Raw genomic sequence first — 6599 nt, forward strand, 5'->3', positions numbered from 1 at the left:
CCTCGGTAGAGGACGATATTCATCATATGATGACTTCATCACGTGATGAATTAATCGCGGAACAGGCCGTCCGGATCGATCACCTGCGGGTGATACGTGGCAAGCGCCCCGCCCTGCACGATCTCTCGGTGCAGATCGGGCGCGGCAGCATCACCGGCCTGCTCGGCCCGTCCGGCTGCGGCAAGACCACGCTGATGCGGTGCATCGTCGGCACCCAGATCGTCACCTCGGGAACCGTCACCGTGCTCGGCCACCCGGCCGGGTCGGCCTCGCTGCACCGACGGGTCGGATACCTGCCGCAGGACCCGACCATCTACAACGACCTGCGGGTCGTCGACAACGTTCGCTACTTCGCCTCGCTGTACGGTTTCGACCGCCAGGCCGCCGATGCCGCGATCGAGCGGGTCGGGTTGGATGATCACCGAACCGCCTTCTGCGGCAACCTTTCCGGCGGTCAGCGCACCCGAGTATCGCTGGCGTGCGCGTTGGTCTGCCAGCCTGACCTGCTCGTGCTCGACGAGCCCACGGTGGGCCTGGATCCCGTACTGCGCGCGGATCTCTGGGACCAGTTCGCCGATCTCGCCCGCACCGGCACCACGCTGCTGGTATCCAGCCACGTCATGGACGAAGCCGACCACTGCGGCGACTTAATGCTGATGCGCGACGGTCACCTGCTCGCGCATACCACCCCGGACCGACTACGAGAGGACACCGGATGCACGTCACTGGAGGACGCATTTCTGTCCATCATCAAGCGCAACACCATGCGCCAAGCCGGTTAGGGCTCAAGGGATACACCGCCACCACGGCCAGGATTCTGCGCCAGCTGGCGGCCGACCACCGCAGCGTCGCGATGATCCTGTTCGTGCCGGTCTTGGTTATCACGTTGATGTACTTCATGTTTCAGAACGCGCCGCATCGCCCGGGCACGCCGGCGCCGTTCAACAACGCCTGCCTGATTTTGCTCGGCCTTTTCCCGCTGTTCGTGATGTTCATCATCACGGCGATCACGATGCAGCGGGAACGGGCGTCGGGGACGCTGGAGCGCATCCTGACCACTCCCCTGCGCCGGTTCGACCTGCTGATCGCCTATGGCAGCGCCTTCTCGGTGGCCGCTGCGGCACAGGCCATAGTGGCGTGCATCGTGTCGTTTTGGCTGCTCGGCTTCGACACCGCCGGCAGCCCGGCGTGGGTGTTTGTGATCGCGATCGTCAACGCTGTGCTCGGTGTGGGGTTGGGTCTGCTTTGTAGCGCGTTCGCGCGCACCGAGTTTCAGGCCGTGCAGTTCATCCCGCTGGTGATGGTGCCGCAGCTGTTACTGGCCGGCATCATCGTGCCGCGTGCACTCATGCCGCACTGGCTGCAGTGGGTCAGCAACGTGATGCCGGCCAGCTACGCCCTGGAGGCGCTGCAGCAGGTGGGTGCGCACCCGCAGCTGACATACATCGCGGGGCGCGACATCGTCGTCGTGTTCGGCTCCGCGCTCATCGCGCTGTGCCTGGCCGCGGCGACGCTGCGTCGGCGGACCGCCTAGTGGCGATCGCAAGCGCGGCGAAGCCGGGCGCAGCGGGTCGCCACGGAGGGTCGCTAGTGGCGATCGCAAGCGCGGCGAAGCCGGGCGCAACGGGTCGCCACGGAGGGTCGCTAGTGGCGATCGCAAGCGCGGCGAAGCCGGGCGCAGCTGAGCCGGCCGCAGCGGGTCGCCACGGGGGGTCCTAGTGGCGATCGCCAACACCGGGCGCCGGCGGCCCGGGCGGCCGGCCGGCGGCTCCGACGCCCGCAACCGCATCCTGGCCAGCGCTCGAGAGTTGTTCGCCACCAACGGCATTAGCAATACGTCGATCCGCGCGGTGGCGGCCGCGGCGGGTGTGGACTCGGCACTGGTGCATCACTACTTCGGCACCAAGGAGAAGCTGTTCGCCGCCGCCGTCCACATCCCGATCGACCCGATGGACATCATCGGCCCCCTGCGCGACGTGCCGATCGAGGAAGTCGGCTACCGGCTGCCGTCGATGTTGTTGCCGCTGTGGGATTCCGACCTGGGCACGGGCTTCATCGCCACGCTGCGGTCCATCCTGGCCGGCTCGGAGGTCAACCTGTTCCGCACGTTCATCGAGGACGTGATCGGGGTGGAAGTGGGTCCGCGCGTTGACAATCCGCCCGGCAGCGGATTGATCCGCGTCCAATTCGTCGCGTCGCAACTGGTCGGCGTCGTGATGGCGCGCTACATCCTGCGATTGGAGCCGTTCGCGTCGTTACCGGCCGAGCAGGTCGCGCACACCATCGCGCCGAACCTGCAGCGCTACCTCACCGGGGATCTGCCGGACGGCCTTGTGCCATGAGTCGGGCGTGTTCGTCGTCGTCGACGTCGCGGGCCTCGTCGATGAGCAGCACCGGGATGCCGTCCTCGATGCGGTAGGCGCGCCGCAACCGTGGGTTGTACAGCAACTCGTCGTCCACGAGCAGTAGCGGTCCCCGGTCAGCCGGGCAGACCAGGATTTCCAGCAGTGAATCGTCAACCATCGGAACGCCCGCTCAGCTCGGCCCGCACGCTCGGGGTCAGCTTTCGGAAGAAGTTGCCGTCGGCGTCGAAGTACCACACGTGGCGCCCCGGCTTGGGAATTCCCGCCGCGCGCAGGGCGCTGACCGTCGGACGATATGTCGCGCTCAATATCATCTCCGGACACACTTGGACGATGTCGGGACCCACGCCGAGGGGGATCTTGGCCACGGCGTCGGTCAGGTCGGCCGCGGTGATCGTGGCCCCCGGAAGCAGCGTAACCGCCGCGACCGCCACCTCCCGGTCACCCACCGGCACGTTGTAGGTGACCGCGAGGTCGACGCCGTTGATGCACCCCAGCGCGTCGGTGACCCGCTCGGGATACACCAGGCCGCGCGCGGTGTGGACCACCGAGCCGCGCCTGCCCGCCAACCAGTAGTCGCCATCGTCGTCGCGGTAGAACAGGTACTCGGTCGAGATCCAGGTGTCCCCGGCGGCGAAGACTCCCCGTTTGACCGACGCCGTGGGATCGATCGGGCCGTTGGAGGCGGCGAGCAGCACCCCGACCTGTTTCGGCTCGGCGACCTGGACGAAGCCACGGTCGTTCTCCAGGATCAGGTCCTGCTCGGCGTCGTAGGCTGCCAGCTCGATGCGCCCGGCGCCCGGCAGCGGGCGACCCTTGCTGCCGACCTTGGCGCCGGACACGTTGGCCAGCACCGCCTGTCCGTCGGTGGTCGCGAAGAACTCGACGACATGGGCGGGCGCAAACGCGTCGACGACCCGGCCCCACAGGCCCGTCGGCATGCCGGACCCGATGAACAGCCGCACCGGGTGGTTGCCGTGCAGCACGAACGCGGGGTCGTCGACGATCTCGCGGAGCATGGCCCAGGTGTAGGACACCACCGTGACGCCGTACTGCCGCACCTCTTGAACGAACCTGTCGCGGTCCAGGCCGCGGGACAGTGCGATGCGGGTTCCGCCGACCACCGCGCCGCCCAGGCTGACCAGCAGCGCCGACTCGTGGTGCAGCGGGGTCAGGCAGTACACGGTGTCCCGGCGGTCCAGCGCGGCCGTCGAGGCGGTCCCGAAAGCCGACACCGCCCACCGGTAGTTGGTGATCTGCTTGGCGACCAGCTCGCCGCCGGCCGTGCTGAACGCGATGAACGCCAGGTCCCGCGCCAGCCCCGGGTTGGGCCGGTACCAGCCGGGCAGCTCGACGGCGTCCGGGTCGATCCGTTCCATGTCGATGACGTCGCTGTCGTCGGGCAGGTGCAGGTCCCGCGACTCGCCGCCGCCGAGCACCAGCACCTGCCGCAGCCCTTGGCGATCCGACGCCAGCACCGCCTCCAGGTTGGTGGGGTCGGTCAGCAGCTCGGTCACTCCCCCGAGCCGGACCGACGCCGCCAGGTCGGCATCCGGTCGCATCACGACGGCGACCGCGCCCAGCCGGGACAGCGCGGCGATGGCGACCAGCGCGCTGGGTCGCGTCTCCATCAGCACGCCGACCCGGTCGCCCTGCCGCACCCCGACCTCGATCAGGCCGCGGACGACATTGGTGATGCGCCGGTTGACGGCCTCGTAGGTATGCACGCGCCCGTCGAACAGCAGGAACTCACCCTGCGGGGCGTCGTGCGCCTGCTCATCGATGATGCGGCCCAGAGAGATTCGGGTGTGGTCGTTGATCTGTCCCAGCCGGACCAGCCGCGGCAGCGTGCGGGCCGTTTCGACGGCGAGGGTGCGCATCGACTTGTTGGCCGCGACCACGGTGTTGGCGGCGCCGCGCACCATGCCCAGCGCCGCCTCGGAGACCTCCCCGATGCCGTGCACGAGCCGGGAGCTCAGGGCGACGCCGCTGTCCGTGTGCTCCTCGGGCTGGTCGGCCATCAGGTCGATGCCGTCCGGCTTGTCGCCGCCGGTGGAGATCCATTGCACCCATTCGGCGACGGTCGGCCAGCTCTGCTGCGCCGCCTTGGACCCGACGACCAGGCCGAAATGCCCTGTGCGGATGGTGCTTTCGTAGACCTCGGCGTCCGGGGCGGCCCGCCGGATGCCCCGCACCGACGCCGGCTGACCGATGTCGTCGACCTCGCCGACGAAGGCCAGCACCGGGCAGGTGATGTCGGTGAGCGTGACCATCTGCCCGTTGACGGCGAAGCCGCCGGTCATCATCCGGTTGTGGGCGATGAATTGTTTGAGCAGTTCGGAGATCGCCGGACCGGACCAGGCAATCCAGCCTTCGCGCTCGAGGAACCGGCGCTGCTGTTCGCGCGGCAGTAGCGCCTCGCGGTCGTGCAACTGGCGCACGAAGTCCACCCGTGCCTTGGCCGTCTTGAGCGGGTCGAGCATCTGAAACCCGGTGCGCGCCATCCAGCTGGGGATGTCCAGCCGGCTGAAGACGTGGTCGGCCATGAAGTTGGCGGCGGGCGCGGCGAAGTTCGCCGGGATGCCCATCGGCAGGGCGGCCAGGGTGTCCACCGGCGAACCGAAGGTGACGATGCTGGCCAGGCTTTTCGAACGCCGGTACGCGGCGACCTGGTAGCACCACATGCCACCCTGCGAATACCCGACCAGATGGATATCGCTGCCGGTGACGTCCCTGACGGTGTCGATCGCCTGGCTGAGCGCGACGATGTGGTCGGCCAAGGTGCGGCGCATGCCGCCTTCGACCTTGTCGGGTTCGCCGAAGTCGATGACCCAGGGATCCAGCCCGTTGGCGTGCAGGATGCCGACCGCGCCGTCCTCGCGCGTGACGTCCCACATGTCCGCCGACATCATCATCGGGTGCACCATCAGCACCGGAGGGCCGACCCGCGGCTTGTCTGGCCGGCTGTCGGGCGGGAAATAACGTCGGAGCTTGTACATCGGCACGCTCTCGACGATCTGAGACGGCGACGGCACGGTGCCGGTTTCCAAGCCCCCCAATCGCAAGACCTCGAGCCCGTTCTGCGCCGTAGCTATCAGGCGCTCGACCGGTCGCGTGACAATCGACAAGTTGAGATCCACGGCCGCTCCCTAATGTCTTGACAGCTCCGACATCATGGCACACCCGCGGGCTCGGTGGTCCTGGCCAGGCGATTTACCCGACTGCGGCCAGCCGTTGCGGTTGCGCGGGGGTACCTTCGACACCGGTCGGGCACCGCCGCCGTCCGGGGCGTCCAGCGCGATGGCGACGCGCGTCGTTAACTTTTTCCCGTCGGGCCACGGCGGCAGAACACCGTCCGAATCGTCTCTCGGTCGTCCCAGAACGGCATTCCACCCCAAACTTCCGCGGCCATATCCCATAACGGTTACGAACGCACAACGACTTTGGCGAGTCGACCGGCAAATTTCGCGAGCGGAATCGGGCCGTACATACGGTGTCGCATGTGTGGCCGATAGCCGTGGTCGTTCGTCGCGCTGCGATGGTCGCGTTGTGCGTCGTCATGTCAGCGGTGACGGCGCCTCCAACGGCCGCCGACCCCGACGCTGAAAACGCCGCCGCGGTCACGCCGGACGACGGGCGGGTGCCCTCGTCCGAACCGGTGACCTACACGACGCCCGAAGGCTGGACCCTGACTCTCGGGGCGAAGGACGAGTCGCAAGTTCCCATAGCACCGTTGACCACCGCAATCTCGTCTCGCGAATACCTCGCCCGCGGAACGTTCGCCGCGTCACTGGACGGGCTCGAACACCCTCGCGGCGTCCTCGAGGTGGGTTACGAGATCGGCTGTGGAATCGACATGAGCACGTCCAACGGCGTCACCCTCGGGGGCAACGCCGGCGTCACCCCGGGCTTGGGCTTGGCGGGCGTGTTTGCCGGTACGCCGACACCGGTGCCGTTGGTCACCACCCCGATGGGCGGCTTGATCACCGTGGGCCTCAAGCCCGGTGTCGTAGTCGAAGTACCGGTGGCCAAGAAAGAGTTCACGGGCCCGAATCCGCGGGTCATCGTCACCGGATTCCACGTCAAAATCGATGGGTGCGTGGGTCAGTCGTTCATCCGGTCCTACGCAACGCTGACCCAAGTGACCGACGAATCCGACGTGGTGCTGTCCTACGTCGGCGTCACCAAATCCGTCTGAACCAATCAGAAGGGTGGGGGTTCGTCGTCTGGGGGGGT

At 67.7% G+C, this 6599-nt stretch carries 6 protein-coding genes; 4 read left to right on the forward strand and 2 right to left on the reverse strand.

From position 1 onward, the window contains the following. Positions 1 to 26 precede the first annotated feature (26 nt). From A5773_RS23080 to A5773_RS23090, 3 genes are all read left to right on the forward strand, one after another. Positions 27 to 782: an ABC transporter ATP-binding protein gene (locus tag A5773_RS23080; RefSeq protein ID WP_067264773.1), complete on the forward strand. Its 756-nt coding sequence runs from the start codon at positions 27 to 29 to the stop codon at positions 780 to 782. Further along, entirely contained in the window at positions 716 to 1534 is an 819-nt protein-coding gene (locus A5773_RS23085) for an ABC transporter permease (protein WP_197505460.1), read from the forward strand. The genes A5773_RS23080 and A5773_RS23085 overlap by 67 nt, the downstream gene beginning before the upstream one ends. A gap of 184 nt (positions 1535 to 1718) precedes the next feature. Continuing rightward, a complete protein-coding gene (locus A5773_RS23090; RefSeq protein WP_067792794.1) occupies positions 1719 to 2342 on the forward strand; it encodes a TetR/AcrR family transcriptional regulator in 624 nt (207 codons plus the stop codon). Here the strand turns inward: A5773_RS23090 and A5773_RS23095 are convergent. After that, the gene (locus A5773_RS23095; RefSeq protein ID WP_067792797.1) at positions 2308 to 2523 is read right to left on the reverse strand and encodes a Trm112 family protein; all 216 of its coding nucleotides are present in this window, start codon (positions 2521 to 2523) and stop codon (positions 2308 to 2310) included. The genes A5773_RS23090 and A5773_RS23095 overlap by 35 nt on opposite strands. Next, complete coding sequence (locus tag A5773_RS23100) at positions 2516 to 5503, reverse strand: acyl-CoA synthetase (RefSeq protein ID WP_067264759.1); 2988 nt, start codon at positions 5501 to 5503, stop codon at positions 2516 to 2518. The genes A5773_RS23095 and A5773_RS23100 overlap by 8 nt, the downstream gene beginning before the upstream one ends. Positions 5504 to 5880: 377 nt before the next feature. On the opposite strand from A5773_RS23100, the gene A5773_RS23105 reads away from it, so the two are divergent. Beyond that, entirely contained in the window at positions 5881 to 6561 is a 681-nt protein-coding gene (locus tag A5773_RS23105) for an MspA family porin (RefSeq protein WP_197505462.1), read from the forward strand. Positions 6562 to 6599 lie beyond the last annotated feature (38 nt).

It is taken from the genome of Mycobacterium sp. 852014-52450_SCH5900713 (assembly GCF_001667075.1).
Classification (GTDB): Bacteria; Actinomycetota; Actinomycetes; order Mycobacteriales; family Mycobacteriaceae; genus Mycobacterium.

What these genes read in the sequence shown, in the direction of transcription:
- A5773_RS23085 (WP_197505460.1), top strand. Translation starts at nt 716, where the DNA reads ATGCACGTCACTGGAGGACGCATTTCTGTCCATCATCAAGCGCAACAC.
- A5773_RS23095 (WP_067792797.1), bottom strand. Translation starts at nt 2,523, where the DNA reads ATGGTTGACGATTCACTGCTGGAAATCCTGGTCTGCCCGGCTGACCGG.
- A5773_RS23080 (WP_067264773.1), top strand. Translation starts at nt 27, where the DNA reads ATGATGACTTCATCACGTGATGAATTAATCGCGGAACAGGCCGTCCGG.